Below are 26,769 nucleotides of genomic sequence, written 5' to 3'. Positions count from 1 at the left end.
ATTGAAAATATTTGCTTATGGAGGGGTATGATGACCAGCATCAACAGTTTGACCAGTACAGCAAAACTGAACAATGGTGTGGAGATGCCCTATGTAGGTTTGGGTGTATGGCAATCCAAACAAGGCGGAGAGGTTGAGAATGCGGTTCGAGCCGCCCTTGAATTGGGTTACCGCCATATAGATACAGCAGCAGCTTACGGCAATGAGGAAGGTGTTGGCCAAGCGATTCGCGACAGCGGCGTAGCCCGTGAGGAAATTTTTATAACCACGAAACTATGGAATAACAGCCACGGTTACGAAAAAGCTCTGCAAGCCTTCGAAGTCAGCCGTAAAAAGCTGGGGGTTGATTATGTCGATCTCTATCTTATCCATTGGGCGATTGAAGGGAAATATTTAGAATCCTGGCGCGCTTTTGAAAAGCTGCTGAAAGATGGATATGTCAGAGCTATTGGTGTCAGCAATTTTGAGCCCAAACATCTCCAGGATATAATGAATCATTTTGAAGTGGTTCCGGCTGTCAACCAGGTAGAGTTTCACCCTTATCTGACGCAGCGCGAGTTATACGAGTTTTGCCGCGCTCATCACATTCAATTGGAAGCTTGGTCGCCTCTGATGCGTGGTGGCGAATTGTTGAACCATCCGTTGATTCTCCGTTTGGCTGAAAAATATTCGAAAACGCCAGCACAAATTGTGTTGAGATGGGATTTGCAGCAAGAGGTAGTTACCATACCCAAGTCGGTGAGACGCGAACGTATTGCGGAAAACGCTCAGTTGTTCGATTTTCAGCTTAGCCAAGAAGAAGTTGCTGAAATCACGGCCCTCAATCGCAACCAACGCAGCTTCGAATACGATCCTAATCATGTGGATTGGGGACTGGAATGAACTTGTCTGAGCAAAATCAGCGATACCATTGCTGTGCAACTTGCCAGCATTTTCGCGCGGAAAATCTTCGCAAGCAACAACTCTCCAGCCCGCAAGAGGCTGGAGACTCGCTTGCAGAGAAGAAATCGCGCGTACGTACGTATTGCGCCCGTCTTGGCTATGAAACGCGCAGTTTCTATCAATTTCGTTGCTGGACACCTCGACCAGATATTATTGCGCGTATGAAGAAGAATTCTGCCGAGTAAGCAACTTCGTCAGCGCATCCACCATCTTTTCCAGACAAGCCTCATCGAGACAAGGATTATTGAAATCCATGGCGAGGGTCATTAATAAATTCTAAGCTGCCACAGCGCTCGCATGCGAAGACGTGGACAGCTACATTTCTTTCTAACGCGGTATTGATAAACTCTTCATCTCTGCCTCCCAAGAGCAAATCGCCAATGAGACCTGCCCCTCGGCTGACACCGCCGGTTCGCAAAACATGGGCGCCATGATAGCGCATGGGAATGTGGCAACGTAAGCATTCATGGTCTCCTTGATAGTTACCGTTTGATGAATTGCCTTCCATAGCACGAACGAGGTTATCAAAAAATCCCATTTTTTCTCCTCCTTCATCCCTCTTTCATTATGATTCTATCATGACCATGGAGAGTCAACGCATGTTGCAATTTGTCCACAAATTTGATTTTTTTAGTCCTCTTGGACAAGGATTTTCATTGCTTGTCTAGAATCGAAAAAAGGATTTGTGAATCGTTTCATACAAATTTTCAAGGTTTGATTTAAAAATTCTCCAATTTTATCATCGATATAGAGTAAAATAAGATACTGTATTTAAAAGTGCTGGATAACCAAGCTAATCACTGTATATTGAGGAGGAAACCATGTTAGAGTCTATTTATCACCTATTTCCTGCTACCATTCACCCTATGGTCGTACATTTCACAATTGCCATCAATTATCTGTCATTGCTGGCTGGATTCATTGGCGTGTTTCGTCCAGGAGATAGATTTTACGCGCGGTCTTACACCTATCTCCTCATATTGGCCATTTTATCCACCATTGCGGCAGGAGTTGCTGGTGTCATCAGTGAATCCTATCTAGTTCATATTTCTGCTGGGGCAAGAGCTATGTTGCCTGTGCACAGAAAGTTTGGTGAATTGACGGGAGTGGCTCTGGTCATTGCTCTGGCTTTCCAATGGCTACTAGCTCGCCGTAAAGATAGAATTTCTTTACTCGCATTTCTCTTTAGTATTGTAGCTGCGGTCCTGGTAACAATTACTGGCCATTTGGGAGGGACCATGGTCTACCATTACGGACTTGGCGTTCATACTTCTATCAAAGGTTAACGATGATTGGACGTTTCCGTTGTCCATCGGGGTGGTTTTCACTATCAGCGGCCACCCCTTCTATAACCGCAGTCAGGATATTTTAAGGAAGTGGTTTTTTTGAAAGGCAAGCAAGGTTACAAGCCTGGGAAAATCATCATGAAAAAACACTCAAGCCGTCATAAAAAACGCATGTTAGCTTTGCAGGTGGGTGGACTTGCGGCGCTTGGTCTAGTTATTTTGCGGATTGCCAACATTCAACACGCCATGGGCCATGAATTGCTCACAGCAGCGGCTAAGGTACAAGATGTATCCAAGGTAGAATTGGCTCCACGCGGAGAGATTCTGGATTCTGCAGGACAGCCCATTGCTTATGATGTGCCGGCTTATATGATGGATATTAAAATCTCCGATTTTTCTAATAAAAAAGCTTTAGCGCAAAATCTCTCCAAAATATTAAACCTTCCTTATAGCCAAATTTATCCCCTGATTGCTCAAAAGTATGATTGGATTCAATGGAACCAGCCTATTCTTGCGACCGCCAAAGATGCTATTGAAAAATTGTACGGCAATGGAAAGCATGCGACAGATTTCAGTTTTACAGCCACAGAAAAACGATTTTATCCTTTTGGTAGCTTTGCGGCGGCTACAGTAGGTTATGTCGGTCCTAATGGTCAGGGAGTAATGGGGATAGAGGCGGAGGAAAACAAGCTCTTAGAAGGGACTCCCGGAAAAATCGTCTATAAACAAGACGCGTTAGGATTCCCGTTGCCTGGAACGGTGCATACTCTTGTTGCGCCTAAACCGGGGGATTCTGTGGAACTGACCATCAATCCGGTCATTCAAGGTTTTGTCGATCACGTTATGAAAAATCTAAATGCAAAGCTTCACCCTGAGCATGCAACCATGATTGTCATGGATCCCTGGAACGGGCAAATCCTTGCCATGTCCAATCAGCCGGATTTTAATCCAAACCATTACTGGACCGCAACTTCCAACGCTCTCGATCAAAATTGGGGAGTGTCAGCCGCATTTGAACCGGGATCGACATTTAAACTATTTGTCTTGACGGCTGCATTGGCGACTCATTCCATTAACCTCAATCAAACCTATATGTCCGGGAAAATCACCATTGACGGACGAACCATTCATGATTGGAACTACTGGGGTTGGGGTAGAATCAGTTTTTTAAAGGCGCTTGAATACTCTAGCAACGTAGGTTTTGCAAAGATTGCCATGAGGGTGGGTTGGAGTAATTTAATGCATTATCTTCGCCTGTTTGGTCTTACCCAACCAACGGGTATCGATTTGCCGGATGAAGGTGACTCCATTCTCTTCCCGCCTTCACAGGAAGGTAAAATCGAATTGGCTACCACAGGTTTTGGTCAAGGTATTGCCGTGACCCCGATTCAACTTGTGGATGGTGTTTCCGCAATTGCCAATGGTGGAACATTGTATCGGCCTTATGTAGTCCAAAAAATTATTTCTCCACAGGGAAAAGTGATTAAAACCATAGAGCCTCATGTTGTCCGACGCGATATTGCGCCTGCTTCTGTATTGGCAACTGTGCGACACGGTATGATACTCGATGTTTCACAAGGTATTGACAACGCAGCGTATATTAAAGGCTATGAGATTGCCGGGAAAACAGGAACGGCTCAAGTGGTCAATCCAAAGACAGGGAAATTTTATAGTTCCAGGTTTATCACATCTTTTGTAGGCTTCGCTCCTGGGTGGGCGCCGAAAGTGGTTATCTATTGTGCGGTAGACTGGCCTAAATTGCCTGTCAACGATACATGGGGCAGCACAACGGCTACACCAGCCGTACGCCAAGTCATGAAAGATCTAATGAACTACTATGGCATAGCTCCGCGTACGGCTACCTCAGCCCAAACCTCTATGCTGACTCATCCTGCCCAAAAAACTGTCTATATCCAGAACCTGCCCAGTTTAATTGGAGATTCTGTTCAGGAAGCCCAAAAGGTGGCTCATGGTTTAGCAGGGTCGCTTGTGGTCAACGGTAACGGATCAACCATTCTCCGTCAGTGGCCGCTGGCTGGTAGTTCGGTCCAAGCTTCTCAACCCATTTATGTCTGGACAAGTACAGGCCGAACTCAAGAAAAAATGCCGTCGATCCGAGGTCTTACGTTAACACCTCTGCTACAACTCTTACACGATTTTGGCTTGCACCCCATCATTTCTGGCTCGGGATTTGTGGTCGGTAGTTCGATTGCTGCTGGTCAGCCCGTTTATCCAGGTGAACAGGTGCATGTATCCTTGCAGGCTCCGACACTTTCATAAGTCAACGCTCAGAGTGCTAGAGTGCAACCACGTGATGCTTGCCCTTTTCATTTCTCTCTATCCTTGTATAACAAAGGGATGGAATGGTGAAGATGACGTCTAGACAAGTCAATGTATAGATTTACATTTCTGGACGTTGGAGGGTACTTTGGATTGCGTGACATTCATGTAAAGCCTGTTTCTTACTATCCATCGGAAAATCTTGAATATCCAATGATGACAGAACCACAACTCATCACTCCCAATGAATTGTTTTACGTTAGAAATCATTTTGAATACCCTTTTGTGGATGTCCATCAATGGTCGCTTTCCGTAGAAGGTATGGTCGTTCAACCCCTTCAGTTAACTTATCAAGATTTACTGAAGATGAACTTGGTTACCTTGCCAGCGACTCTTGAATGTGCAGGTAATAAGAGGTCGTTATGGGACAAGAAAGCGCAAGGAGTTCAATTTGGTCTTGGTGCCATTAGCCATGCTGAATGGAGAGGCGTGCGACTCAAAGATGTCTTAGAACAAGCTGGAATATCCAATCAAGCGAAAGAAGTTGTTTTTCAAGGACTTGATAGTGGCCAGCGTCCGGATATGGAGGAACAGGTGTTTTTTGAAAGAAGCCTGCCTCTTGAAAAAGCGCTTCATCCCGATACGTTACTCGCACTAGAGATGAATGGTCAACCTCTGCCATTCAAACACGGATTCCCTTTGCGTCTTCTCGTGCCGGGGTACTATGCTATGGCTTCAGTGAAGTGGCTGCATCGTATTCGTGTAGTTCAAGAAGCATTTAAGGGGCCTTTTCAAAGTATCGATTATGTCATTCTAGAGAAACCCAATGATTATCCACATGCCAAGCCTGTTTCTTCCGTTGTCATCAATTCCTCGATAGCTTCTCCAACGGAAGAAGAAGAAATCGCTATTGGCCAGCATGTTATTTGCGGTTATGCCTGGGCTGGAGAGCATTCTGTGAGTAAAGTAGAAGTAAGCACGGATGGAGGGAAACATTGGAGAGAAGCTCAACTGCTCGATCCGGATATAGCGTATTCATGGCGGCGCTGGTCGCTGGATTGGCGTGTTGATCAACCGGGAGTCTATACATTGATGGCCAAAGCGACCAACGAACTTGGCGAATCTCAACCGATGAAAGCGAAATGGAATAGCAAAGGCTATCAAAATGATGCTGTTCACGTCGTACATGTTCATGTCGCCGATGCAAAACTGACAGAGAATTTACTGCACGGAAAGGCTTGATTTAAAGCGCTTGGTACAAATCTTCCATAGACAGAAAGATTCCAGCGGACAACTCAGTTCACGTTTTGGACATAGACAGACTGCGCTGTGCTAGGCTGTGAATGACTTGTATCCGTGTTGCCTTCTGATCCCTGATTGGAAGGTGATGTTGAAGATGAAGTCGTTGTGATGCTCACACTGGAGGGTGCCACATAATGACCGCGAATGGTCACCAGAGTTCCATAGTGGACAAGTGTCCAAACTTGTGCAGCATGAGCATACGGCAGTTCTACGCAACCAAGGCTCTGCGGGAACCCGTAACTGGCTCGAATAAACCCGTGTATAGCATCGCTTCCGTGAAAATAATTAACATCTGGGATACCGGGATCGACATATTTGCTGCCATTAGGATTTTCTCCACGCATGGTCTGTGATTGAAAGCGTAAATAGATAGCATATGTACCGTCCGGTGTACCCGCTCCAGGAATACCAGTGTTGCAAACAGACTGATAGATCCACTCACCATCTTTCCAGATGCGCAATGTTTCCGGTGCTGGATTTTTGGAAACCAACACGTATGTAAAGCGATGCGGATCTGCGACGGCGTTAGGGGAAAGAATAGCTTGCCATACGGCTGGTCCGGCAATTCCATCAATGGTGAGGTTATTGACATGTTCAACCGCAATGACAGCAGCTCTGGTTAATGCGGTATAAGTGTCAGGTTGCCACAAGTTTTGAAGGGTAGAGGGAATATTTCCATACTTCCAAACAAATGTGACTTGTGGTGGATTTTGAATGTTATTCAGAGTAATGTCCGGAGCGCTGCCTTCAATCGTCACAGGCAGATATCCCAATTCAGCTAAACGTTCGTTTAACGCCAGAACTTCAGGACCCGTGGTTCCCAAGCCAAAACTGGGGTATGGTGATGAGGGAGTGACAGAGTTCTGTTGATGGCTGTTGGAAGATGGACTGGTGCTTTGTTGTAAAGAGACCGTCTTCACTGTGGATTGAGTTGGATTTGTATGGTCAGAAGACTGCAAAACTTTAGGGGCCAGAGATTGTGGAACAGGAAAAAGAGATAATCTGGATTTTAAATAAAGTACACCACAACCAGTGGACAAAATAGCCAGACCCAAGGAAACGCCTACAACAGTGAAGCGAGAGAAACGCACATCATTCACCCCGTTTTGTTATCCATATCTATAGAAAAATTTCATGTTACTGGATAGACGTTATGGCGAGCTATTTTGTGACACAAAACTTATACATTGCTGTTGCTCGTTAGAATGGCGTAATGGGCAGGGTGGGTTAACACTCGCAGTTTTCCAGTCGATGTGATGTCGATATAGCGAGCAATGGTTGGCGTTTGCAAATTTTCCACCAAGGTGGACTGCCCGGTTTGCAAATCAAATTTGTAGACGGCAGTAGCTAAACCTTGCTGATTGATAGCGGCGTAATAAAAAGTATTTCCTACGCATCCTATCAAACCAGCGTTTTGCTGGATCAAATGCACTGACCAGTGATTGAGATGGGGACTTTGTGTTAAATATCCAACATTAAATGTTCCGCCGGCGTAATCTTCAAAGTAGAGAATATCTCCCGTTTCTGAAACAGAGATATTGCGGATATCTAAACCGCCAAAGTGGGTTTGAAACATATTTCCATCTGTATCGTAGTGATAGACTACACTGCTGCTTGAGTCGGCAATTAAAATGTACATGTCGTTGGTATAAGGACTATCAGTAATTTTAAGAAACTGCGCATTAGGGGAAAGACCAGCAAACGTTTGAATTAAGCGAGTAGAACCTGTCAAGAGATTGGCCGTCTTTAAAACCAATTGGCCATTACCATCATTTTCGCCTACAAAAACTTCATCATTGCGAATCCAGCGCAAAAACGTGATCGGATTGGAAAATGTTTTCGAGTAGAGCAATTTCTCGGTAGATAAGTTTTTGATTTTGAGCGTGCCATTGGAATTAACATAAGCCACATAATTTCGATTGGGTGAAGTCAATACCAAAGGAGAATATAACTTCTCTATAGAGTCTAGATGTTGTTGGGCTATCAGAGATATTTTTTGCTGCTGCTGGTTCAGTTGCAAACTAACCTTTTGTGCTCTCTGTTCGGAATGAATCAATAGAGCATTATAGTGTTGAAAAAACAAAAATTCCGCAACAGCAATGACAGCTGCCACCATGAACATGCGTCTGCCCAAATGCCTTTGTTTCTGCGCATGTTTTTGTGGTTTCTGTTGTTTAGGTATTGCCATGACAGTATGTGAACGTTTTACAGTCCTTGCCATAATCAATCATACCTTTCAATTACCGGCTGGAAAGATTAAGAAAGCAGTGGCGACTTCTCTTTCACCTAACACGTCTGTCGGTTGATTGACAAGTTTCCCGTTATACATCATTGTACTCGATGAACCGCCGTCTAAATTGGCGGCAGTAACAGCTCCAAGTCGCAACATTAAATTTTGCATTTGCAGAAGTGAGGCGCCAATGTCGTTAGGGCCGTGAATACCTCGACCATCCGTCACAATAAAAATCAATGTTCCATCAGATTTTTGTCCAATCACGGTTCGTGGCGCATATCCCCATCCACCATTGCCGTTTTTGATCATTCCTTGTCCATTTTGAACAAGCGTAGGTCCAAAAGTCAGTGCCTGCGTTACATGCAGTTTTTGCAATTGTGACAAGGTGTATGGGCCAGTAATTAATTGACCTTCGTTGGTTAAGGCAATGACGGTTTGGTTACTGGATTGTTGATCGGTAATGACTTTCCCGTCCATAATGGTAATACCTTGAGGCGACCCGCCAGTTCCCCGCCAGTGCTGGACATCCTGAAAAGCTCCGCCGTTAATGCCGCCGATAGCATGGTAATAATTCAACATTTCACTCAATGTCATGCCAAATTTACCGATATACTTTGTGACTCCCACTCGAACACGGGTCGGATCGGGAATAAACATAATATCGGCAGTGTATGTGCTGCCGTGATAAGTCTCTATACGGACAGCAGTCGTTTTAGAATGTAGAAAATTTTCTCGCACGACATGCGTTGATGCTTGTTGGATGTCGCGAAGATGAGGCTTTGCCGACTGAATGACTTTTTCAGGAAGTGTATCTAAAGCCAATGGTTCAAGTAAATATCCATGCATGGTGGTTTCCAGTGAATCAATCACATATTGTCGAACTGCTGGAAATGGCCCATGGAAAAGCAAAAGGGAGCCCAACACAAATGCGTACACAACCGCCATAATGCTGTATAAAATGAAACGGACGGCACGTCTTACAAACATAGGATAACGCAACTCCATTTCCTAAAAGTCGAGTTTCATGCTTATCGAAGAGATAAAACAAGAGAGAACCATGTTCTCGATCCGCTCTTAGGGCAACACACCTTCTTCAGGTTGCTTGTAAGCAAAGGAGTGCAGCCAGGCAGTTGCTTGAAAATGATCGGAAAGCCACTGACTTTGAGGGAAATATTCATGGTGCATCTCAAAATAAGCGTTAAAGAGTCGATGCGCAATATGGGACGCTGTAGTCGTACTTGCTCCACCGCCGGGAACCATTACGGCAATAGCAATCTGTGGGTGATGAAAGGGCGCAAAAGCAATGGTCACAGAATCGTCTACGCGTTTGCCATTCAGCACAATTTGTGCAGTTCCCGTTTTTCCGGCTGCATGGTAGGGCGATCCGGCAAATCCTCCTTGATACAGCAAACCGCCTGGAGCATTGGCCATGAGATACATGCCTTGATATACAGCGTGTAAATCTTTAGGATTGAGTTGAATGCGAGCCTGAACTTTCGGATGCATAGTATAGATAGGTTTGCTGCCTGGTGCTCCTGGTACTTCATTGGCCGGGTAAATAGCTTTAAGGATATAGGGTCGATACTTCACGCCTTTGTCGGCAAGTGTCATCACATATTGGGCCATTTCAATCGGCGTAAACTCTTGGGACTGTCCAATATCAGCAAATGCCAAGTCTGGTAAAGCGCCCCAGTTATTGAAGTACCCATATTTTTTCATACTTGCTTCTGCTTTGAGCAAAGGGTAAGGCACTTCTTCATAATTTTTCTTTGTGTCTTCTTCGTAGAATTGTCCTTTGACTTCTCCGGGAAGATCGATACCCGTTAATTGACCTAGCCCAAACTTGTATTCCCAGCCAAAGATGGTATCCATCGCTTTAACAAATCGAGTTTTAACCCATTGCGTATAGGATTCGTGATTCGGATAGTGCTGGTTTGTCCAGCCGCCAAACCACATGGCCAGTTGATAAAAGAAAGTATCGTCAGAATGCTCAAGGGCTAGAATTACATTGACAGGTCCAAAACCTGGAAGATACCAATTGTGAAAGATGCGGTTACCAATCTTCAGATAGCCTTTATCATCCACTATCGTATTGGGGGTAATCGTTCCCGTTTCCAATCCTGCAAGTGCATTGGCAGGTTTAACAGACGAACCAGGGTATTCAGGGCTTTGAATCGCATTATCAATTAAGGCTGAAGTTTGGTTAAGATATTTTTCATGTTTCATTAAGTTTCCATCCACAAACCAATTTGGATTGTAGAATGGATAACTGACCAAAGCCAATACGGCGCCTGTTTTGACGTTTAAAACTACGGCAGATGCCGAATTAATTTCATATCGCATCACATCGTCTCGTTGAATAAAATCCGAAACAATCTTTTGCGCCTCTGCTTGATAAGCCGAATTGATGGTAAGTTGGATATTATCCCCCGATTGAGGCGGGGGTAATAGACCCAAACTTTTAACACTGCCATTACTGTGTATTAAATACTGCTCATATCCAGCTTTTCCTTCTAAATATTTGTTGTACTCTGCTTCGATACCCGTTTCACCGACTGTTTGGTTATTTAAATAATGGAGTTTATTGACATAATACGATTCATTTTGTGGGGTAATAGGTCCCACGTAGCCGAGAATGTGTCCGGCCAAGTCGCCTAGTGGATATTGGCGTACATAATCAGTTTGAATCTCAATACCGGGGAGTTGATGATGATGTTCAGAAATATAAGAAATGGCGGTATAAGATAAATTTTGTGCAATCCTTACTTGCGGGGATAACGGACTGGTGTTCATTTTTTGTAAAAGTTTCTGAACTGTCGTATGAAAGATGGGAGCCAATAATTCAGCCATTTTCCGATAATCTTGGTGCACATGGGGGACTCTGGCCAGATAGGCATCATAGATATATTGATCGCGTGCAAGTATGGTGCCATTACTGCTGTAAATATAGCCTCGTGGAGGTAAAACGGGAGTGGAGACAACCGCTACATTGGAGGCATCCGTTCGGTATGTTGCGCCTTGCACAACCTGTAAATAACCCATTCGTAAAATCAAACTGGTAAACGCAAGAGTGGTCATGCCGGAAATAAACCAAAGTCGGCTGGCTGGCATTTTTCTCCTAGTTTTGGTCGATCTCTTTTTTGCCATAAGCTCCTCCGCGTTTTGAATAGGAAGATAAAAATATAAATCGATGAAGCGACTCTTTTATCATAATCAAATTTGCATTGAAAATGGTGAGTCAAGAAATGAACAATTTTAAAAACATCTTTTTATCTCAATTTATTGGCTGTTATGATTGGATAGTCTTGGTGCCAGGAGAATAAAGTGTTTGAAATGTATCCTCGATGGATAAGAAAGAAATGTCATTGGGAAACCTAATAGCAAACTTTTGTGAAAAAAATATTGCAAGCATGCACAAGTTTACTTTGGGTTTTAAATTGTGAGGTTGATTCTTCCATAAGGCTTCGATAAGATCGGGTCAGCAAGATAATATAGAAGTTAAAATATTCATATCTACAACTGATTGCTTGGTTTAGCCAGGACTGAAAGAATAAGATGGTTTCGGGTGATGCGGCGTGAGGAGGTCGTCTTTGTGAAAGTTTATATCGTTTATGACAGTGAAAACGGCCATACAGAAGTTTTAGCTAAAGCGATTGCAGAAGGGGCGCGCACTCAACCGCAGGCAGAAGTGTTTTTGCATCATGTCCAGGATGCCAACCCGCGTGATTTGACGGAGATGGACGCTATTATCTGGGGGTGTCCAGGACACTTTGGCACTATTTCGTCTGGACTGAAAGCGTGGATAGATCAATTAGGGCATCTCTGGGCAACAGGCAAATTGGTGGGCAAGGTGGGTGCAGCTTTTTGTACCACTGCAACTGTTCATGGGGGCATTGAAATGACCTTAATGAATTTACTGACGCCCATGTTGCACAACGGTATGATTATCGTTGGCTTGCCAGGCAATGTGCCGGAAAACGTATTGTACGGAAGTTATTATGGTCTTGGTGTAACTTGCCCAGTAGAAGAAGATGCTTCAGCTCCTATGAATGCACCAGCGGAAGAGTTTTTAGTACTCGGTCGCGTCCTTGGAAGACGTGTGGCTGATGTGGCGGGGAAGTTATTTGACCATGCATAAACCATGGTTTACAGCAGGAACACTGCGTATGGGCGGATGGGGGAAGAGAGCATGAATTTTCTGGTTATTTTTGTGTTGGCAGTTGTTGTAATTGGCATTCTTTTGATTTTCTTTAATTGGCGTGCGCTGGATTCCAATTCGGAAAACTCTCAGGGAAAAAAGGAGAACCGAGCTTCGGAAGCTATGGAAGTTGAAAATTCTGGTCATGCTCCTACAACAACCGACCGCCCACCGCTTACAGAAGAAGCGGCAGAGAACCTTGAGGCAACCGCGTCGTTCATTTCTCGTGAAGCACCGCGGGAAGAACTAGAACCTTCTCCGGAGCGCAAACCAGTTATGTCGGGTAGCAGTGATTCTTTTTATCGAGCCGCGTTGCGCTCCATGGCAGAACAGAAGAAACAACAGCCAGAGCATATTGCAGAAAATCAAACGGAAGATCAACAGGAGCGGTAAATGTCATCACGCGAGGAGTACAACGGAGTGGAGAGGGTCTTGCTCTGTCCGCATTGTAGCGCAAAAAATCGCGTTAAACTGGAAGCTGTGCAAAGGGCTCGTTGCGGAATTTGCCATGAGCCTTTATCGGATTCACTCTATCAAGTGCTTGGAGTATCAGCTTCCGCTGGCATGCCAGAAATCAAACGAGCGTATCATAAGCAAATTCTTGTCTGGCATCCAGACCGCCATGCAGGAGACGAATTGGCAGCCAAACGCTTTCAGGCATTGCAGGAAGCTTATCGTATTTTAAGTCATCCAGAGAGACGTGCCTCGTATGATCTGGCTCGCCAGGCAGAAATGGAGAACTGGGCCAAAGCTTCCCGCTCCTTTGAACATATGAAGAAAGAAGCAGATGGGAAAAAAGACTCAACTCAAAGTCCGCTGCCTCCTAAAAATCATCATCATGAAACGCCTATAGATTCATGGGATGTTCAGACTTCCATCGGGTTTGGGTCAGTCACCTACGGTTTGTTGTTTTTAGGAGCGGGTATTTTACTGTTTATTATTTGGGCAAGCCTTCGTACATCAAGTTCATGGGATGTTTCCTGGATATTGTGGACAAGCGCTGTTCTCGGTGGCATCGGCATATTAAGAATTCTTCTCTTTCTGTGGGATGAGTGGTCAAATCAAGATCCCTCGTCGAAATCGCGAGGATAGACGAAAAATGTGAAAAGTGGAAAGCGCCTGCATCTCAGTTCAATGGAGATGGCAGGCGCCTTTGTGCGTATGGGCAATTTTTACTAACTCTATGGTTATTGCTGCTGTGTCAAACTAGCCTGATTGGTAGAGATAAGCCCCGTTTCCATTTGTCCTGTCAATTGATTGGCAAATTGAATAGTGATATAGCCTTGGCTATTTGGCGCTGGGTTATTGCATACCACAAAATTGCCCGCATGTAACTGAGTCAACACTTGGCTCGGATTGGAAGCGTTATACACGGTTACTTCTGTGTTGGTTGAAGTTGGGTCAGGCACGGTAATACGATACACATTCTGTAACTGTATATAATTGGAGTCTACCCAACCGTACCCGGCCAGGTCATACCATTCAGTAACAATGCCGCCAGTCATTCCTTGTTTCATCTCTTCAACTTGAACAGTGGCGCCGTTTTTTAGCATTTGCGGTGGAGCAGGGTTAAACATTGCCCACATACTGTAATCCCACTGTCCATTGACAGGAAGGTTGTGGGATTGTTCAAATTGGTCAACAGCAGCTTGTGTATCCGGTCCGAATTGTCCGTCTACCGTAAGATTAGCATTGTCTACTTGATTCAGATACTCCTGTACGGAAGCGACATTGCTGCCAAAGGATCCTTCAGAGAGTGTGCCAAAAAACATGTTCGATTCGCCTTCGCCCATCGAACTGTAATAAGGCAAGCCGTTATAATCGGGATCGGCCACAACCTTGCCCACGGCTCCATTCATCAAAAAGACAGGTTCTGTTGTAGACGCAGGTTGTGGAGGGTTGTCATTCGGCGTGTACTGTACATAGTCATTGACTGAGCTTCCCAGAGATGTGGCAAATTGGTTCATTAAATTGCCAATGTCTGTCGCCCAGTTGGGATCGGTTGCGTAATTGACGTTCATGCCAGTCAGGGTGGGTGAGACGTAAAGTGAGCCGGACGGATCGAGATAGTTGTTGCGTACTTCCCAAGCTTGGAAACGAATGGCATACGCTTCACTCGGGAACATGCCAGCATCATTTCCTGGATTGCTGTCGTATGCTCCGTAACCAAACAAATTGTTTTTCGCAAGCGCGATTTGGCTCTTACCCCAGGCACTCTCTAAAATTGCGTGCGAGACAAGATAGTTTGCGTCTACACCGTAAGTATTCTGCGCCTGCATAAATACAGTTCCTAAGCCGGTCATGGGCGATCCGTTGCTCGACAGGTAGCTGTCGATGCTGCTTGCCGTAACGTCAGAAGGAGCTGGAAAACGCAAATCCACATTGGTAAAACTCGGTCCGTTATTTGCTGACGTACTGCTGGAACCAGTGTTTGATGAAGTGCCGCCAGCAGAACTGCTGCTTCCTGAAGTGTTACTGGAAGGTGGCGGATTGTTGTTGAATTGGAATCCATTTTTTTCTTCAGCTTGTAAAGTGGCTACCTGTAGTTGCTGCCAAGTGGTCTGGTCAACAATACCCGTCACAGGCAAACCTGCGGATTGCTGGAACGCTTTGACCCCTCCCTCAGTCATGGGGCCAAAAATTCCGTCAACGGGTCCTACATTGTCTCCAACAATGTTTAAATCATTTTGTAGCAATTGGACAGTTTGTCCGGTATCCCCGAATTGGGCAATAATGGGATCGTTGCTTGCCGAGTTATTGCTTGTCCCACTGCTGCTGGAACTCGGATTGGTTCCGTTTGAACTGCTGGGCGTTGAGCTAGAGCCTCCCTGTGGGTCACCGCTGCTGCCCGATCCTGAACTGGTACTGCCATTCGCAGAGGTACTTGGGTCTGGACTGCTATTCCCTTGCGAACTGCCACTTGGGTTACTCTTGCTGCTTGTGCCGCTGCTCGATGGACTAGTTGCACTGGGAGCAGGAATACTCCATTCACTGCCATTCCAAGTGGTTTGCAAGTTAACGCGCTTGAGCACCTGTTGAATATACCAGATGGGTACGTACGTAGTTGGGCTGTTGGAATCAGGATCGACTTGCACTGAAGTTGGCACAACCAAAACGGCTTGGCCATTCAGTTTGACAATAGCCGTATTGGGAGGAAGGGTTTTTGGCACGGAAGGCAGGTTGGAAAGCTTAGCCGTCATATTGGAAGGGGCTTGCAACGACCATTCACCCGGTTTCCAGGTGCCTGCAATGCCGGCTGCTTTCAGAGCTTGTCCTACGTACCAGAGAGGCATGTATGTCGTACCGTTTTCCACGAAACTATAAGGTGTAGAAATGACATTGCCAGAAAACGATATCGTTTTCTTCACCATTTGTATAGGTGGAGTACTGCTCGATTGGTTATCTGATAATTGCTGAGAAGATGCGGTAGATGAGGCCGATCCGCTAGTAGAACTTGCGCTGTTACCCGTTTTGCTTGTTGTTTGCTTGCTTTGAGAAGACTGGCTGCTTTCAGAACTTTTGCTGGAAGTTGTGCTGGTAACGGTCACACCGCTACTAGCTTGATTGCTAAGATACCAAGATTTCCCGTTCCATTCGCTTTGTACACCAAATCTTTGCAAAACTTGACTCACATACCAAATTGGAACGAATTCTACAGCTTGTCCACTGGCCGGATCGACATGAACCAAACCAGGAATGTAGTCAACCGTCTTTTGATTGAGACGAATGACAACTGTGGATGGCGAAAGTTTTTTTGGTTTCTGTGGCAAATGGGAATCGTTGACGGGAACAATGGAGGGTACTTGCAACGACCATACATTTTGCATCCATTTAGAAGAGACACCAATGCTTTGCAAAGCATATTGAATATACCAAAGTGGCATGTAGGTGGTGCCGTTTGCCACGACTGCATACGCTTGTGTAATTTTTTGCTGGTTAAAATAGATGGTTTTGGCGTGACTGGAAACTGTCATAGACGATGCGGATGGCTGGGTGGCTGCCTCCACCGTGTTGACCGATGCGGCTAGCATGATGACGGCCGGAAGACTGACAAGAAGAGATGTTTTTTTCATGACCTACCTCCGATTGCTGGAGTTTGCTGTGAATGAACAGGATTGTTGAATCCTCAAGTTTGGCTCTCTAATCAACAGGGTCGCTGGAAAACAAGAAACTGCGACCGTCGCAAGAAAAATTCTCCAACAGCCCGAGTGCGACATCCTGTCGATTTTGATGGAGTCCGCAAGGCAATTGAGGCGCGTGTATAGCAATAAAATGGAAGAGGTATAAGATTATAGGCTACAGTGGTAGGTTACACGATCCTAGTTAAACTGTAGCAGGAATGGTCGAATCCTGTCAATTTGAATCGTTTTATTTCTCAAAATTAAATAAGAAAAGTTTTATCTTTTACGTCATTGAGCCCTATAGCAAGCCGTGCTATCATCCGAATCAGTAGAGAAAAAGATAAAGAGTGGCGACGGGGAAGCGGAATTTCATTCTTTACGGGGGTTAATTGTATGAAGAAAAATAAAAAAATCTGGCCTGTTTGGGCTGCTGGTGTTATTGCGGCGGCAGCTATTGGAACAGGGATTTATGGACTGCAGCAAATCAAACATCCTCAAACCAACCCTGGGAATATGACGCAAGAACTCAGTTTGCAACCTAGCACGCAGCAGGCGCCGAAGGTACTGGGGATGCGTAAATTTCCATATCCCTATCAGGCTATGCTCGCCATTTCATCAGATGCAGATCATGAGACGCTGCGCAAATTCAATCTTATCCATGAGTTTATCAATACACACGACATGACGCCTTTTGGATACTATGGCATAGGCATTCCTTTTGCGGATTCTTTCTTTATGTATAACGGCAGTAACACTGACAAAGTTATCGACTACGGTAATGTTCGCAAACCACATGAACTTTCCTGGTTCAAAGGCACCAGTAATCAGCCCTACGCGGCAAGCATATTGAACTACTATATCCACGTAGGCTGGATAGACACGCTTCATTCGTGGGGCGATTTCACGATGAAAGACCCGTTTGAAACTCGTTTTTCACCCGAGCTTGCAGCACAGGCTATTCAAGCGTTGAAAGCCAATGGAGACTACCTTACTGTTTGGACAGACCATGGGAATCAAAGCAATGTAGATGATATGGGGGATTTTGGACTTACGCGGTTTTATCGATATCAACAAGGAGCCAATCCGTGGTCGCCATACTATCATGCTGATATGACCATTCCTTACGGTGTTCGCTTTATTTGGGCGGATGGAGCAAATGACCATTTTGGTATGTCATCCATGATTTATCCTATGCGATTGCCCAATGGCGATAAAGTTTGGGGTTTCTGGAGGTACACAAGCAACGGATGGAACCGCTACGGTCAACCGGAATGGAACTGGACGGTTGGTGATTTGTCGGAGCAGATTACTCGTCAAAAATTGGAATGGCTTGAGCAACATCATGATTACAGCATTATTGCCCAGCATTTGGAGGCTCTGAACACTAAATTGCCCTTACCACCGAATGCGATAGATGCTCTATGGTTGCTAGCCGGTCAGTACGACCAGAAAAAATTGCTCATCGCAACCACCAGCCAATTATTGAATTACAATGTCGTACAACAGTATGTTCGCTATCATGTCACTTATGGAGATGGCAAAGCGTACATTCACATCGATGGTGTGGTCGATCCAGTGGACGGGTCGTATATGCCAACGCTTGCAGATATACGCGGGTTAACATTCTATACAACCAATCCGAATAATACGGTGATTGAACTTGGCAACTTGCCGGTGCCAGACAGCCTCATTGTAAGAAATCCGAGTGATGGTCATGCACCGAGTATTGGGATTCGTTGGTTTACATGGAGCACCAAAAACTATGCAATCAATAGTAAATCGGTCTATTAATGTTTATCAGTGATTTTCGGCTGCCAGCAAGGCTTGTCTGCCTTTTGGCAGTTTCTTTTTTCTTAAAATAGTTCTCTAAAAACATGCCAAAGGTGAACAAATATAGGATGCCTAGAATATAAAGTTAAATTTTTTTGAAATGAGGAACAAGAACTGGTACAGACAGTATACTTTTGTGTGAATTTCATGTTAAAGTCAATCTGGACAGTGATTTCCTAGCAATAGCTTCCTTTGCATAATAAAAATGTCGAATCTTGTTGAATGTTGTAAAAATATGTAGAAATCAGGTTGGTTGGAGTAGAGAATCATTTGTCCTCAATCGTTTCGGCATACGGATTAACTTCCCAATTGGGGTGATAAGACTGGACAATCTCTCTTCTCCAAATAGCATGAAAGATGCCATAAACCACATGCTCTCTATATCGGATTTTTCTATTCTCTCTCGATTAACAGAAGATGCCTTCTATATCTGCAAACTAGATCCCTATAAAACTCCAAGTGTGATTTTGGATGTCAATCCATCTGCTTGTTGTATGCTTGGGTATTCCCGAGAAGAATTGATAGGGAAAAGTACTAAAGAAATTGTGCATCCTAATTTGCATAATCGGCTCTCTTCTTTTTTCGAAACTTTGGAAGAGGCTGTTCCTAAGCAGTACCATTCTGTACATGTTTGTAAGGGTGGTAAATTGTTGACTGTTGAAGTCACAGCACAACTTCTGACTGTTCAGGATGAGGTTTATGCGTTTGCTATATGCCGTGATATTACGCCACAGATTCGTTCAGAACAGGCTTTATATCATCTGGCTTATTTTGATAGCCGGACGAATTTTCCCAATCAAAGTTGGCTGCAAGAAAAAATCAGCAGTGTCTTTGGACGTTTGCAAGATGAGAGAAAACTACTGTTTCTTGCGATTTCGTTTGATAATTTTTACATTGTGGCAGATGCTTACGGTTGGAAAATGGCTAACCATGTAATGGAAGAATTGATGTTGCAAGCGCAAACTTGTGATACTGAAATATATCTTGGTCAGTCAGAACGGAACGAATTTCTACTCGTTCATCCGATTCAGGATGAGGAAGAAGCTGTAAACTGGGCTGCTCGATTGATGAAAAAATTAGAGAAAAACAATTTTTCACAGACACTTTTATTTCGTCCACGCATTATAGGTGGTCTCTATATCAATTCTATTGTTGAATTAGATGCTTTTGAGAAAATCAACTCAGCCATAGAACGTTCATTGACAGCATTACACTTAGCACGTAGCAGCGGCAAATCTCAGCTTTGTTATCATCCGCAGATGGTCATGGATGTACTTCGTCGTCAGCATTTTTATAATTTGCTCAGAGATGCTATGGATGAAAAACAATTTTATCTAGCATATCAACCGATTTTTGATATCAACCAGAAATTAGTAGCTGCAGAAACCTTGCTTCGACTGAATGGACCGAATGGTGCAATTTCTCCTGCTGAATTTATTCCAGTGGTAGAACGAACAGGCATGATTCATGACTTGGGCGAGTACGTCTTACAACAGGCTTTTCAAGATTTCTCATCGTTATATCGTCAAAATTTGGAGTCTCCATTGATACTTTCGATTAATTGTTCTGTACATCAATTGGAGCATCCGAAATTTTATCCCTATTTATTGAAACTATTTTCTCAACATATCATTCCTCCCACTATAAATTAATGTTTTCTTCTATTTACTCTCTCATTCTCACGATTACGCACCTTGACAATTTGAGAGGGATTGCCAGAATGCTAGATGTGCCAATTTTCAAACGGATACTCCGTGGCAGGAACAGAGATTGGCGTTAATTTACCAATACATGGAACATAATGATGTTCGCACCTTTGGATGTCCACACGTTCCCTTGCGGTTTACCCTCCCATGTCACACTGGGTCTATGCCCTCACATTCCTTCGTTCTACCTCTCAAGGGGTGGATGCCGTTTCTTGCTCCTTTGCTGGGTCGTTGCCCTTATGGAATAGTTACTACGGCTTATCCGTGCTTTCGTTTGTCTTGGTCTTTCATCGTGTCTCACAAGCGAGTAAGTTGAAGTACGAGTTTGAATCAGTTAAGCAGCCATCTGTAGTTGGGACTTCCGAAGCGGTCCCAGTAAATCTTCAGAGTTGTACGGTACTTGCTTTGTCCCCAATGTGTGCAGGACACGAATGAGCTTTCCACACAGCGCAATGAGCGACTGTTTCTTCTTCAAGGGATTGCATGTTCGTGTCGTATAGTAATGGTGCAAAGCCTTGAACTCTGGATTCGTAGCTACCATCGGTAATATCGCTCGGAATAGAAGTGCCCTCAGCCGTGAGCGTCCACGTTTAGAGATGCCAGTTTTCCCTTTTCTCTTGCCAGAGCTGTTTTCTTTCAAATTGAGTCCAGCAAGCCGAATGATCTGCTGCCCATGGTCATATCCCTGAAGGTCACCGACTTCAGCCAGGAAGCCAGCAAGTGTCGTTACACCCATCCCTGGTACACTCAGCATCTCGTCAGTGCCTGGAATCTGGTTGAGCAGTTGCTCCACCTGAGCCATGATTTCGTCACGTTGCCGAGTGAACATGTCGTATTGCTCCAGTAGAGCCGTCAGTTCCAACCGAGCAGCCTTGAGTCCCTCTTTCAGACCAATGGACTTTTCAGCGGCTGTTACGAGCCATTTTGCTCGCTTTATACCGACAGCCCGTTTCACACCGCCACTTTTCCACTGGTTCACAATCTCACTGGCGCCTAGTAAGACGAGGTCCTGTGGAAACGGAGACTCACGCAGTGTAATGAGAGATGCCTTGCCTTCCCAATCCTTGAACACCTGGGTGTATTCCGGAAAGAACCGGTCGAGCCAGTTCTGTATCCGCCGCTGCACCTGACCTAGATTCACCATAACCTTTTCCCTCAGGTTCATGAGGATTCGTAAATCCGCATAGACACCTGTTGGGAGTTTGGGCTCGGTGTACTTGCCGTCCTTCACGAGATTCGCAATGACCTTAGCATCCTTGTAGTCGTTCTTCGTCGGCGAGTTATCCTCCAACTCTTTGCTCTTGTTGACGTGATGCGGATTCACGAGCACGAATCGAACGTTCAAGTCTTGAATGAAGGCACCTAACGGGAACCAGTAGTGTCCGGTCGGCTCAACGCCAAAGACGACATCCGTCTTGCCGTGCAGCCGTTGCAACTCCGTCATCCACGTTACGAGTTTCGTCAGACCCTCATCGTCATTGCTAAAAACGCACTCTCTACCGAGCTCAATTCCACGAAAATCAATGGCTCTCGCTACATGCGTTTGCTTCGCAATGTCCGCTCCCACAATGATGGTAGCGTCGGTAATTTGTTGGATTCGTTGATTTTGCTTCTGTTGCATCTTATACTTCACGTTGAGCGTCCTCCTCAATTAGGGAATGAATGTCCTGCATTCGGAACCCAGCATACAGGAGGCGCTCTTTTTGTTTCAAACCCGAAATTAATTCATTACAGGAATGGCTCCTTCTCAAGTAAAACTCGAACTCACAGAGACCGTCATGCTCAACAGTGCCGTCCATCTGGAAATGATCAAAAAGCTGAAAGACCTCGGTGTGATGATAGCCATTGATGATTTTGGCACTGGATACGCCTCTTTCACTTATCTGCTCGATATTCGACCGGATGTCATCAAAATCGATCAATCATTTATCCGTAAATTGGCTCAGGTGGACAAGCCGGATCGGGACAATGAGCGAATTGTGGCTTCGATGCTGACACTGGCTCGTCAGCTAGGAATTTCCACTGTCGCAGAAGGAGTAGAAACAGTACCGCAATTGCAATGGCTACAGCAACACGGCTGCGATTATATACAAGGATATTTGCTAGGCAAACCTATGCCATTTGTTGAATTTGAAAAAGTAGTCAAATATTCGACTTCTGTTTCAGGCAGTATGGAATCGCAAGAAAATATACTGTGATTTTCTCTTTTCCAACTCATGATGTAAGCTAAAAATCAATGGCGCACCGAAATCGGTGCGCCATTATTTCACAACTGGATCGAACCGGAGTGGCTCAAAAAATTCACTAGGGCATTAAGAATCGCAAGTTCGTAAGCAGTGCATAGCTACTATGCAGATTTTGCCGCTCTTTGACAAAAGCCAGAACAGTAGGATTTTGAAGGGCGGGGAGTCCTCCCTGTTGGGCAATTAAAGTTATCATTTTGGCTACGTCTCGAGTATGTTTGTCGCTGTTTGCCAGTTCTTTAGCGGCAAATTGTATGGCCATCTGGTTGTTGCCAATGCCAAGTTCTGCAGTTGCCAGTGAGTCGAAGGTGAACGAATCGAGCACATACGGTTGCATCGGCGGCAGATAGGGCGGCAAATGCTGAACGATTGACAAGTTTTTTTGGTACTGCTGATAGAGTGAGAGAGCAGCAACAAGTCTTTGTCTTGCCACGCTAGGATTACTCGGAGCTTTTTGCATTCCGTCAATGGTGGCGGCGTTAATCGCAAGACTGACATTTGAAGGGAAGAAAGGAGCGTTACGGAAAGCTCGCGCTGCAGCCTCGTAGGCGAGAGAATAATGCCTATCCTCAAATGCGATGGTCGCCAATTGAGATTGCACTGTAGCGTTATATGGGTCGAAATGTAAAGTTTTTTGCAAGATAGAGATGGCTTGTTGCAAATTCTGTTGGCTTGATCCGTTTGCCAAAAATGCGTTGGCTTCATCTGTTAAATAGGTTGTATTGTAAGGGACTATATGCACGGCTTCAGCGTATAGATTGATGCGTCCCTCTTCGCTGAGTGTGGCGTTTGCGTTTCGCACTAAATTCTCTGCGTGGACAGTTTGCGCTGATTGATACAATCCAGTCAGACAAAGCAGACATGTGATTGTCGTTGCCGTTCGCATCAACCAACCATGTAAAGGAACAGAGAATCCTTGTCCAGATAGATGTGAACGCAAGGAAAAAGCAGAACCGACACCGAGGAAAAACAGAAATTCCATGGAAAGAAAGGCAAAATCCCAATCCATCAGACTGTGGGCAAACAGCATCAAAGCCATAACGGATAGTGCCCGTCTGCCAGCAATAGAGACATCTGTCTCAAGAATGGTGCGCCATGGGGCAATCACAGTTCGCAAGAGTGGCCATAAGACGAAGAGCAGGGCACAGATTCCCAAGATGCCAATATTCATTAAGGTGTCCATGAAAAACGAGTGTACCTGCGTGCTGTAATATGGGTAGGATTCTACTCTTTCAAACATGGCTGCCCATGCTCCGTAACCTTTTCCACTGATAGGGTTATAGGCAAAAATGCGCAATCCGTCTCGCCAGAAAATAAAACGTTGTATGACTGACAATTGATGGACATGATAGCTGTGAATCTTGTGTAGAAAACTTTTTGACTTAATAGCTGCTATGCCAAGGATACCGATCATGTAGACAATGGTAATAACAGGTAGAGTTTTTTTGGCAGATAGGAGAACGCTCGTATAGTCTCGAAAGGGAACAGAAAAAGCGAGAACTAAAAAGAATGGCAGTACGATTCCAATGACAAAGGCAACCCAGCCGTTACCAACATCCTGATGCAAAATGGCTGAGCGTAGAAGCGTGTAAGATAAACCAGCTCCCACCCATGCAGCGGCAAAAAAGAGCAGAAATCGCGAACGGGCAACCTGGCTGCCTTCTTGTGTCTTTAGTCCAATCAAAAGACAGATGAGAACAATAACAAAAAACAGTAATGCGCCACGAGAATCAGAAAGAAGCAAGCCAGCAAAATCAAGAGCGGCCATGCCTGTAAAAAACGCGCGCAACATAATCCATCGTGGTGAAAGTGCGCAATACGCCATTAGTCCAAGTCCAATCGCCGTTACAAATGACGCGTACGTGTTATGGTACTGGAAAACAGACGATACTTGCAGACTTGGTGAAAGAGTGATAGCGCTTGGAAATAATAGTTGCCCCCAGCCGTTGGCAAAGCCAATAGCATTGATACCTATAGACGAAATCCCGAGTGCACACAATAGATAAGTTGATGCAAGCGAGAAGTGCCCATAATTACGCATCAGCGCAAAGGGAAAGATAAGCGCTAAAGCATCCAGAGCGCCCTCAACTGCCAGCGGCAGGCTGGCTGCATAAAAAAGCGAGAGGAGATAAAGGATAACATACACAGCAAAAGCTACATCAAACCAACTTAGATGTACGTATAAAGGTTTTTCCCCGGTTGAGGGCTTGTCCACAAACCAAGAAATGATTCGAAAGACAAGATAGAATGAAAGCAGAATAAGCAAAACGAGATCGATATGCGCGTGACCGCGGCTAAAAAAGACGCCATTGTTATAAAAAGGCATCCAGGCAATGAAAGCGGATAGCGCAATCCAAAAAAGATGTTGACTCAAATTTCGGATGCTGGATGACTGCAACGGACAATTCCTCCAATACTGTGTTCGAATCATGTGTATTGTATCACGGGGCAAGGAGAGCTAGATCGAAAAATGTCACATTTTGTTGAAACCGAGCCTTTTTGACTTTGCCCTTTGGACAAGCTCGGTTATAGTAAGAAGGGCTGGAAATGAATCGCAGCCTGTTTTGCATTTCATTAAGCATTCGGGCTAGCAAGCATGGGCTAAGTGCTTCCATACAGAGAAATATTTCTGAGACAAGCCCAAAGCGAGGAGAGGTGACAAGAAAAATGAAAAAACTTCTTTTATCCCTGACAACTGTAGCTACACTCGGTCTAGTTGCTGGTTGTGGCACTGTCAATCAAACTGCCAATCAAGCGGCCAATCAGGTTCAAAAGACTGCTAACCAGGCCATCAAGACACCCGGAGGAGTCATGGTAGGTGCTACCGCATATTATGGCGCAGCAAATCTTAAAAAATTTGAGAACGCGGCCAAGGCGCAACCTAAGAGCGAGAAGGCGCAGATGGATGCAGGTATTAGTGCCTTTGATAACCAGCAGTTTGAGAAAGCCATCACTTATTATCAGAAGGCGGCTCAATTAAACCCTAAAGACCCAATTCCTTTAAACAATATAGGTAATGTCTATTTCCGGGGGTTGAAACAGCCAAGCCAGGCTTTAGCGTATTACAAAAAAGCTACACAAATAGGTCCAACATACGGAGTTGCGTGGCTTAACTTATATCTCGTACAGATACAACTGAACCAAAAACAAGCAGCCAAGCAAACTCTTCAACAGGCTTTGAAAGTAGTGCCAAAATCCAACGCTTACTATTCAGACTTGCAAAAAGATCTGAATTCCCTGAAGTAATGTGCTTTCTATATAGATCGATCCTCCGCAAGACTGTGTTCTAGTTTTGCGGGGGATTTTTTAATTCTAAAAATAGAATGAACCTTTTGTGCATAAGATATTGAGAATTCTATAAGCTAACTGTACAATAGGAGAAAGTTTGTCTTTCCATTAGTGGATATTCCATACAACGACTAGTATTTATAAAAATAGATGAGAGATTGTCGGAGGGAAAAGGGGAAATGGACGTGCTCAAAATTCCACAAGCCAAATCTTTGTTGAATTCTGAGGATGCCCATGCCTCCAAGGAATGGCCACCCAAGGTTCGACGTGAAGTAAATCCTGCTCTCTCTGGTGAAGATGCTGTTCATCGTCGCCGTTCACCGATGGAAACCAGTGAGCGGTTAGGAGAGGAAGGGCTGGAAATGGCCGCGAGTGATGCTGCGCAATTAGCGCTGTACGAACACTTGGATTTGCTTTCCGACATTCTCAAACATATGTCCGATCCGTTGGCAGTTGTCCGCCAGGGGCCAGATGGTGAGTATACTTACATTTTTGGCAACCCATCAGCGGAAGCGCGTATTGGGGGCTGGCAGGGACTTACTGGACGTTCTTTGCATGATGTGCACAGTATCCATGTGCTCGAACAACTCATTCCACTTATGCGCACTGTAACGCAAAACAGCGGGCGGCATGTGATGGATATGGATTTTGAAGGCTGGTGCGGCGAAGTGGTTGTTGACCCTCTTCCGCAGCGGCTTGCTGAGCATCGCTATTTTCTTCTAACTATACGTGATATATCTGAGCGTAAACGCTATGAAAAGAAACTGAAAAAGGCTGCCTATCGCGATCCGCTGACTAAGCTCCACAATCGTCGATACTTAGATCGGTGCCTACGACTTCTTCGTAATTCTCGCGCAACATATGGACTTTTTTATATTGACTGCGATAATTTTAAATTTATCAATGATCGTTATGGTCATGACGCAGGCGATGCGTTTTTGGTGCAATTTTCAGAACGTTTACGTGGAGCGGTGCGCCAAAGAGATGTGGTTGTGCGCCACGGTGGAGATGAATTTATTGTGCTCTGCCGAATACACGGACTGGAAGAGTGTAATCTGGTAGGACAACGTCTCGTTCGTGCGTTGAGTGGACAATATACCATCGCTGGGCAGACCATTGAGGGCGCGGTTAGTGTAGGGGCGGCCTGTTATCCGGTGCAAGTGGAGTCGCTGGAAGACTTGATTTTGGCTGCAAACGAAGCTATGCATCAATCCAAACATGAGCGTAAAGGACAATTGACCGTGTACCGGTTTGTTTCGCCAAAGCTGGAATCGTTGCTGAAACGTTGAAACCGCTTGTTTCTCTGTTGGCGAGATATTGCTTATCAAAGCAGTACACGG

General features: G+C 44.9%; 21 protein-coding genes. 13 read left to right on the top strand and 8 right to left on the bottom strand.

The genetic code is table 11. The annotated features are described in order from the left end of the window. Nucleotides 1–39: 39 nt before the first annotated feature. Both ACOJUR_RS15215 and ACOJUR_RS15210 read left to right on the top strand, forming a co-directional pair. Entirely contained in the window at nucleotides 40–882 is an 843-nt protein-coding gene (locus tag ACOJUR_RS15215) for an aldo/keto reductase (RefSeq protein WP_370541576.1), read from the top strand. Between the two features lie 2 nt (nucleotides 883–884). Continuing rightward, on the top strand, nucleotides 885–1,127 hold the full coding sequence (locus ACOJUR_RS15210; protein WP_238413569.1) for a hypothetical protein: 243 nt from the start codon (nucleotides 885–887) through the stop codon (nucleotides 1,125–1,127). A 56-nt stretch (nucleotides 1,128–1,183) separates the two neighbouring features. Here ACOJUR_RS15210 and ACOJUR_RS15205 read toward each other — a convergent pair whose 3' ends face one another. Beyond that, nucleotides 1,184–1,480, bottom strand: a complete 297-nt coding sequence (locus ACOJUR_RS15205; RefSeq protein WP_072873264.1) for a hypothetical protein — start codon at nucleotides 1,478–1,480, stop codon at nucleotides 1,184–1,186. A 283-nt stretch (nucleotides 1,481–1,763) separates the two neighbouring features. Between ACOJUR_RS15205 and ACOJUR_RS15200 the strand changes: the two genes are divergently transcribed. The 3 genes from ACOJUR_RS15200 to ACOJUR_RS15190 all read left to right on the top strand — a co-directional run bounded on the left by ACOJUR_RS15200 (nucleotide 1,764) and on the right by ACOJUR_RS15190 (nucleotide 5,750). Continuing rightward, nucleotides 1,764–2,228: a DUF2231 domain-containing protein gene (locus ACOJUR_RS15200; protein ID WP_072873265.1), complete on the top strand. Its 465-nt coding sequence runs from the start codon at nucleotides 1,764–1,766 to the stop codon at nucleotides 2,226–2,228. 99 nt (nucleotides 2,229–2,327) lie between these two features. Beyond that, nucleotides 2,328–4,508 (top strand): penicillin-binding transpeptidase domain-containing protein, encoded by a 2,181-nt coding sequence (locus tag ACOJUR_RS15195; protein ID WP_306953254.1) that lies wholly within the window; start codon nucleotides 2,328–2,330, stop codon nucleotides 4,506–4,508. 153 nt (nucleotides 4,509–4,661) lie between these two features. Continuing rightward, nucleotides 4,662–5,750 carry a sulfite oxidase gene (locus tag ACOJUR_RS15190; RefSeq protein WP_420950460.1) on the top strand — a complete coding sequence of 363 codons (1,089 nt, stop codon included), beginning with the start codon at nucleotides 4,662–4,664 and terminating at the stop codon, nucleotides 5,748–5,750. 53 nt (nucleotides 5,751–5,803) lie between these two features. Here the strand turns inward: ACOJUR_RS15190 and ACOJUR_RS15185 are convergent, their stop codons facing one another. From ACOJUR_RS15185 to ACOJUR_RS15170, 4 genes are all read right to left on the bottom strand, one after another. Beyond that, nucleotides 5,804–6,910 carry a L,D-transpeptidase family protein gene (locus ACOJUR_RS15185; RefSeq protein WP_420950459.1) on the bottom strand — a complete coding sequence of 369 codons (1,107 nt, stop codon included), beginning with the start codon at nucleotides 6,908–6,910 and terminating at the stop codon, nucleotides 5,804–5,806. Between the two features lie 80 nt (nucleotides 6,911–6,990). Continuing rightward, nucleotides 6,991–7,998: a hypothetical protein gene (locus tag ACOJUR_RS15180; RefSeq protein ID WP_420950458.1), complete on the bottom strand. Its 1,008-nt coding sequence runs from the start codon at nucleotides 7,996–7,998 to the stop codon at nucleotides 6,991–6,993. 48 nt (nucleotides 7,999–8,046) lie between these two features. Continuing rightward, the gene (locus tag ACOJUR_RS15175; protein WP_072873269.1) at nucleotides 8,047–9,030 is read right to left on the bottom strand and encodes a phosphodiester glycosidase family protein; all 984 of its coding nucleotides are present in this window, start codon (nucleotides 9,028–9,030) and stop codon (nucleotides 8,047–8,049) included. A gap of 87 nt (nucleotides 9,031–9,117) precedes the next feature. Continuing rightward, a complete protein-coding gene (locus ACOJUR_RS15170) occupies nucleotides 9,118–11,190 on the bottom strand; it encodes a peptidoglycan D,D-transpeptidase FtsI family protein (RefSeq protein ID WP_420950457.1) in 2,073 nt (690 codons plus the stop codon). A gap of 445 nt (nucleotides 11,191–11,635) precedes the next feature. Between ACOJUR_RS15170 and ACOJUR_RS15165 the strand changes: the two genes are divergently transcribed. The 3 genes from ACOJUR_RS15165 to ACOJUR_RS15155 are packed head-to-tail and all read left to right on the top strand — an operon-like array spanning nucleotide 11,636 to nucleotide 13,333. Continuing rightward, a complete protein-coding gene (locus ACOJUR_RS15165) occupies nucleotides 11,636–12,181 on the top strand; it encodes an NAD(P)H-dependent oxidoreductase (protein WP_203114783.1) in 546 nt (181 codons plus the stop codon). Nucleotides 12,182–12,232: 51 nt separating this feature from the next. After that, entirely contained in the window at nucleotides 12,233–12,634 is a 402-nt protein-coding gene (locus ACOJUR_RS15160; protein ID WP_420950456.1) for a hypothetical protein, read from the top strand. Further along, nucleotides 12,635–13,333, top strand: a complete 699-nt coding sequence (locus ACOJUR_RS15155) for a J domain-containing protein (protein WP_420950455.1) — start codon at nucleotides 12,635–12,637, stop codon at nucleotides 13,331–13,333. Between the two features lie 95 nt (nucleotides 13,334–13,428). On the opposite strand, the gene ACOJUR_RS15150 is transcribed toward ACOJUR_RS15155, so the two are convergent. Beyond that, a complete protein-coding gene (locus ACOJUR_RS15150) occupies nucleotides 13,429–16,314 on the bottom strand; it encodes a peptidoglycan-binding protein (RefSeq protein WP_420950454.1) in 2,886 nt (961 codons plus the stop codon). Nucleotides 16,315–16,755: 441 nt separating this feature from the next. On the opposite strand from ACOJUR_RS15150, the gene ACOJUR_RS15145 reads away from it, so the two are divergent. Both ACOJUR_RS15145 and ACOJUR_RS15140 read left to right on the top strand, forming a co-directional pair. Beyond that, entirely contained in the window at nucleotides 16,756–18,153 is a 1,398-nt protein-coding gene (locus ACOJUR_RS15145) for a hypothetical protein (protein WP_420950453.1), read from the top strand. Nucleotides 18,154–18,542: 389 nt separating this feature from the next. Next, nucleotides 18,543–19,844 carry an EAL domain-containing protein gene (locus ACOJUR_RS15140; RefSeq protein WP_420950452.1) on the top strand — a complete coding sequence of 434 codons (1,302 nt, stop codon included), beginning with the start codon at nucleotides 18,543–18,545 and terminating at the stop codon, nucleotides 19,842–19,844. Between the two features lie 388 nt (nucleotides 19,845–20,232). On the opposite strand, the gene ACOJUR_RS15135 is transcribed toward ACOJUR_RS15140, so the two are convergent. After that, nucleotides 20,233–21,519: an IS110 family RNA-guided transposase gene (locus tag ACOJUR_RS15135; protein WP_420950471.1), complete on the bottom strand. Its 1,287-nt coding sequence runs from the start codon at nucleotides 21,517–21,519 to the stop codon at nucleotides 20,233–20,235. Nucleotides 21,520–21,634: 115 nt separating this feature from the next. On the opposite strand from ACOJUR_RS15135, the gene ACOJUR_RS15130 reads away from it, so the two are divergent. Then, nucleotides 21,635–22,096, top strand: coding sequence for an EAL domain-containing protein (locus ACOJUR_RS15130; RefSeq protein WP_420950451.1), 462 nt, complete (start codon nucleotides 21,635–21,637; stop codon nucleotides 22,094–22,096). 106 nt (nucleotides 22,097–22,202) lie between these two features. On the opposite strand, the gene ACOJUR_RS15125 is transcribed toward ACOJUR_RS15130, so the two are convergent. Next, entirely contained in the window at nucleotides 22,203–24,539 is a 2,337-nt protein-coding gene (locus tag ACOJUR_RS15125) for an O-antigen ligase family protein (RefSeq protein WP_420950450.1), read from the bottom strand. 269 nt (nucleotides 24,540–24,808) lie between these two features. On the opposite strand from ACOJUR_RS15125, the gene ACOJUR_RS15120 reads away from it, so the two are divergent. Continuing rightward, a complete protein-coding gene (locus tag ACOJUR_RS15120; protein WP_420950449.1) occupies nucleotides 24,809–25,387 on the top strand; it encodes a tetratricopeptide repeat protein in 579 nt (192 codons plus the stop codon). Between the two features lie 227 nt (nucleotides 25,388–25,614). Next, nucleotides 25,615–26,718 carry a diguanylate cyclase gene (locus tag ACOJUR_RS15115; protein WP_165611942.1) on the top strand — a complete coding sequence of 368 codons (1,104 nt, stop codon included), beginning with the start codon at nucleotides 25,615–25,617 and terminating at the stop codon, nucleotides 26,716–26,718. Nucleotides 26,719–26,769 lie beyond the last annotated feature (51 nt).

The organism is Alicyclobacillus tolerans, from assembly GCF_048984885.1.
Classification (GTDB): Bacteria; Bacillota; Bacilli; order Alicyclobacillales; family Alicyclobacillaceae; genus Alicyclobacillus_I; species Alicyclobacillus_I tolerans.
The sequence above is the reverse complement of the archived record's forward strand: the minus strand, read 5'-3'. Positions and strand labels throughout refer to the sequence as shown.

Excerpts from the sequence above, each read along its gene's own strand:
- ACOJUR_RS15200 (WP_072873265.1), top strand. The coding sequence starts at position 1,764 with ATGTTAGAGTCTATTTATCACCTATTTCCTGCTACCATTCACCCTATG.
- ACOJUR_RS15120 (WP_420950449.1), top strand. The coding sequence starts at position 24,809 with ATGAAAAAACTTCTTTTATCCCTGACAACTGTAGCTACACTCGGTCTA.
- ACOJUR_RS15180 (WP_420950458.1), bottom strand. The coding sequence starts at position 7,998 with ATGGCAATACCTAAACAACAGAAACCACAAAAACATGCGCAGAAACAA.
- ACOJUR_RS15135 (WP_420950471.1), bottom strand. The coding sequence starts at position 21,519 with ATGCAACAGAAGCAAAATCAACGAATCCAACAAATTACCGACGCTACC.
- ACOJUR_RS15140 (WP_420950452.1), top strand. The coding sequence starts at position 18,543 with ATGAAAGATGCCATAAACCACATGCTCTCTATATCGGATTTTTCTATT.
- ACOJUR_RS15155 (WP_420950455.1), top strand. The coding sequence starts at position 12,635 with ATGTCATCACGCGAGGAGTACAACGGAGTGGAGAGGGTCTTGCTCTGT.
- ACOJUR_RS15150 (WP_420950454.1), bottom strand. The coding sequence starts at position 16,314 with ATGAAAAAAACATCTCTTCTTGTCAGTCTTCCGGCCGTCATCATGCTA.
- ACOJUR_RS15205 (WP_072873264.1), bottom strand. The coding sequence starts at position 1,480 with ATGGGATTTTTTGATAACCTCGTTCGTGCTATGGAAGGCAATTCATCA.
- ACOJUR_RS15175 (WP_072873269.1), bottom strand. The coding sequence starts at position 9,030 with ATGTTTGTAAGACGTGCCGTCCGTTTCATTTTATACAGCATTATGGCG.
- ACOJUR_RS15145 (WP_420950453.1), top strand. The coding sequence starts at position 16,756 with ATGAAGAAAAATAAAAAAATCTGGCCTGTTTGGGCTGCTGGTGTTATT.
- ACOJUR_RS15130 (WP_420950451.1), top strand. The coding sequence starts at position 21,635 with ATGGCTCCTTCTCAAGTAAAACTCGAACTCACAGAGACCGTCATGCTC.
- ACOJUR_RS15160 (WP_420950456.1), top strand. The coding sequence starts at position 12,233 with ATGAATTTTCTGGTTATTTTTGTGTTGGCAGTTGTTGTAATTGGCATT.
- ACOJUR_RS15170 (WP_420950457.1), bottom strand. The coding sequence starts at position 11,190 with ATGGCAAAAAAGAGATCGACCAAAACTAGGAGAAAAATGCCAGCCAGC.